Origin of the sequence: Trichlorobacter sp. (genome assembly GCF_030247655.1) — a bacterium.
In the GTDB taxonomy this organism is placed as follows: domain Bacteria; phylum Desulfobacterota; class Desulfuromonadia; order Geobacterales; family Pseudopelobacteraceae; genus Trichlorobacter.
The window spans coordinates 1-3,007 of the sequence record NZ_JAOTRZ010000292.1 but is presented as its reverse complement, the minus strand read 5'-3'; the positions used below and the strand labels follow the sequence as shown (position 1 = coordinate 3,007).

4 protein-coding genes are annotated in these 3,007 nt (G+C 54.9%); all 4 read right to left on the bottom strand.

The window, feature by feature from the left end; all coding sequences use genetic code 11:
• A partial coding sequence (locus tag OEL57_RS15830) for a hypothetical protein (protein ID WP_300741803.1) occupies positions 1-275 on the bottom strand: 275 nt, incomplete at its 3' end.
• A 26-nt stretch (positions 276-301) separates the two neighbouring features.
• On the bottom strand, positions 302-1,588 hold the full coding sequence (locus OEL57_RS15825) for a bifunctional folylpolyglutamate synthase/dihydrofolate synthase (protein ID WP_300741802.1): 1,287 nt from the start codon (positions 1,586-1,588) through the stop codon (positions 302-304).
• A 2-nt stretch (positions 1,589-1,590) separates the two neighbouring features.
• Positions 1,591-2,439: an acetyl-CoA carboxylase, carboxyltransferase subunit beta gene (accD, locus tag OEL57_RS15820; RefSeq protein WP_300741801.1), complete on the bottom strand. Its 849-nt coding sequence runs from the start codon at positions 2,437-2,439 to the stop codon at positions 1,591-1,593.
• A gap of 24 nt (positions 2,440-2,463) precedes the next feature.
• Positions 2,464-3,007: tryptophan synthase subunit alpha (gene trpA / locus OEL57_RS15815; protein ID WP_300741799.1), on the bottom strand; the 544-nt coding region annotated here is incomplete at its 5' end.

Here is a 3,007-nt window from a genome sequence, read left to right as displayed (position 1 = left end):
CCCCAGAGAATATCACCTGCCTTGACCAGATAGACGTTACCCTTGGCAAGCAGTGTCTGATTGGTACGGTTGAAGGTTGCCTCATCAGCAGTCATGGTCATATCCTGCCAGGTCATTTCAACCTTGCCGCTGGCCTTGATCAGGTCTGCGGCAGCATCATGGGTCATGACATCGGCACGGATGGTCATGCCGGGGGCGCCGGTGGTCTGTTCGGCAGCCTGTGACAGAGTGGGCAGCAGCAAAAACAGTATGAAAATGCAGGTACGTAGTTTCAAGATATCGCCTTGAGTTGTAGTTAGGATTATCCCCGCACCGCTTCGCAGGGGGTACCTGCCAGCAGTGCCTTTAGTTCGCCCACCAGAAAGAGTGATCCTGCAGCTATAATCAGATCGCCTGGTTTGGCTGCTGCCTGTGCAGCTTCCAGTCCTGCAGCTACCAAGCCTGCTGCTGTGGCCGGGGTTCCCTCTGTCCTGCAGCTTGCTGCAAGGTCTGTTGCCGGAATGGCACGTTCCTGGGACGGACTGACTGTAATAACCTGCTGAACCTGTTGTAACAGCGGCTGCAGCACGCCGTGTAGGTCTTTATCTTCCATCATCCCCAGCAACAGAATTTTTTTGCGCGTTCCATAGGCAGCCAGAGCATCTGCCAAAGCCAGGGCACCGGCGGGGTTGTGGGCTCCATCCAGTAGCAGTTCAACACCGTCAGGCAGCCTGATTAATTCCATCCGGCCGGGCCAGCGTGTTGATGCCAGGCCCTGCTGCATTGCCTGGGGTACAACAGGGAATCCCTGGGATGATAACTGTTCAGCTGCTGCCAGGGCCAGGGTGGCATTGCCTATCTGATACCTGCCGTTGAGACTGGGAAAAAGCCCGCTTACAGTGCCTGTAGAGCCTTGGTAGCTAAGGCTGCCATCAGCGCCGTTGCAGGTTGCGTTAAAGTCACGCTCTGCAAGGAGCAGGCGGTTGCCGTTGAGCAGACAGTACTCCTCAAGCACGTTAAGCACTTCCGGTGCCTGTGCAGCTGAGATAATCGGGCTTCCCGGCGCTGCGATACCCACTTTTTCAGCTGCAATGGTTTGAAGATCAGTGCCCAGCCATTGGCAATGGTCAAGGGCTATCGGGGTAATAATTGTGGCCAGGCCCGGTACTGCGGCTGTGGCATCACTCCGTCCGCCCATGCCTGCTTCCAGTACGGCTATCTGGATGTTGTTTTGTGCGAACCAGTGGCAGGCCAGTGCCGTGGTTAATTCAAAAAAAGTATCATCCGGGGTGGCCAGATCCAGCAGCTCCTGAATGAGTTTCCCCAGCTGCTCTGAAGAAATGTCAACGCCATTAATGCGGAATCGTTCAGTGTAGCTGACAAGGTGGGGAGAGGTGAACAGGCCGGTGTTGAAACCGGCCTGTTCAAAGATGGACGCCAGGAAAGCGGCGGTTGAGCCTTTTCCATTGGTGCCGACAATATGTACGGCGGCAAAGGATCTTTCTGGATGTCCATGTCTCTCCAGCAGAGCAGTGATCCGCTCAAGGCCGGGCTTGATGTTGAAACGTCGCCGGCCAAAAAGTTGTGCAAGCTGCTGTGAAACGGGCACACCTACTGTCTGGTGAGCATTGCCAGAACCTGGCCAAGCGCTTTTCGCATCTCAAGCCGCGAGACGATCATGTCCACCATACCGTGATCCAGCAGGTATTCGGAACGCTGGAATCCGGCTGGCAGTTTCTGACGTATGGTCTGCTCAATCACCCGTGGTCCGGCAAAGCCGATCAGGGCTTTAGGTTCAGCAATATTAAGGTCTCCCAGCATGGCAAAGCTGGCAGTAACGCCACCGGTGGTGGGGTCAGTCAGGATAGAGATGAACGGCAGGCCAGCTGCCTTCAGCTTGGCCAGGGCGGCAGAGGTCTTGGCCATCTGCATCAGTGAAAGGATGGACTCCTGCATCCGTGCGCCACCAGAGGCAGAGATGACGATTACCGGCTGCTTTTTCTCAAGGCCGCGCTCGATGGAGCGGGTAATCTTTTCACCCACCACGCTGCCCATGCTGCCACCCATAAAGGCAAAGTCAAAGATGGCAACCTGGGTTGCGATCCCTTCGATTCCTCCCTCAACGCAGATAACGGCGTCGCGGGAGCCACCCTTGGCAACGGTGGTGTTGATCCGTTCCTGGTAGCTCTTGGTGTCTTTGAAATCCAGAAAGTCAACAGAGGTCAACTCTGCATCAAATTCCTGCCAGGTACCGTTGTCCAGCAGCGCCTGCAGCCGTTTGCGTGGGGCGATCCGGTAGTGGTGACCGCACTTGGGGCAGACCTGCAGGTTTTCTTCAATCTCTTTGGTCAGCAGAGATTCGCTGCAGCCCGGGCATTTGGTCCAAAGACCTTCCGGTACCTTGACGTTCTTGGTACTGCTTTTTTCAATTCCTGTTTTATCGCGTTTAAACCAACTCATAAATATATCCTCTCAGGAAAAATCTTACGACGAAATGGCCTTTTTCAGTGATCTGATCAGTCCGGTTACCTCTGATTGCAGCTGTTCACCCTGGTGCTGTTCAAACAGTTTGACAATGGCACTACCAACCACAACACCATCAGCTGTTGCTGCTACCTGGGCTGCCTGGGCCGGGGTTGAGATGCCAAAACCGGCTACAACCGGAAGTTTAATAGTATGCCGTATGGTTTTCAGTTCATCCTCAAGACTGTTTGAGACCGATTGGCGGGCACCGGTAACGCCGGTAACGGTAACATAATAGAGAAAACCGCTGCCGTAACGGCTGACCTGCTTGATCCTGATGTCATCGGAGGTCGGGGTCAGCAGGAAAATGACTTCAAGACCGGCTGCCTTCGCCGCAGGGAGCAGTTCACCAGCCTCTTCCGGCGGCAGGTCTACCAGTAGCAGGCCGTCTATGCCTGCCTTAACCGCGTCCTGAGCAAAGCGTTGCCAGCCATAGGCATAGATCGGGTTGCTGTAGCCCATCAAGACTATTGGCGCTGAAACCTGGTTCCTGATACTGCTGACT

What these genes read in the sequence shown, in the direction of transcription:
- accD (WP_300741801.1), bottom strand. Translation starts at nt 2,439, where the DNA reads ATGAGTTGGTTTAAACGCGATAAAACAGGAATTGAAAAAAGCAGTACC.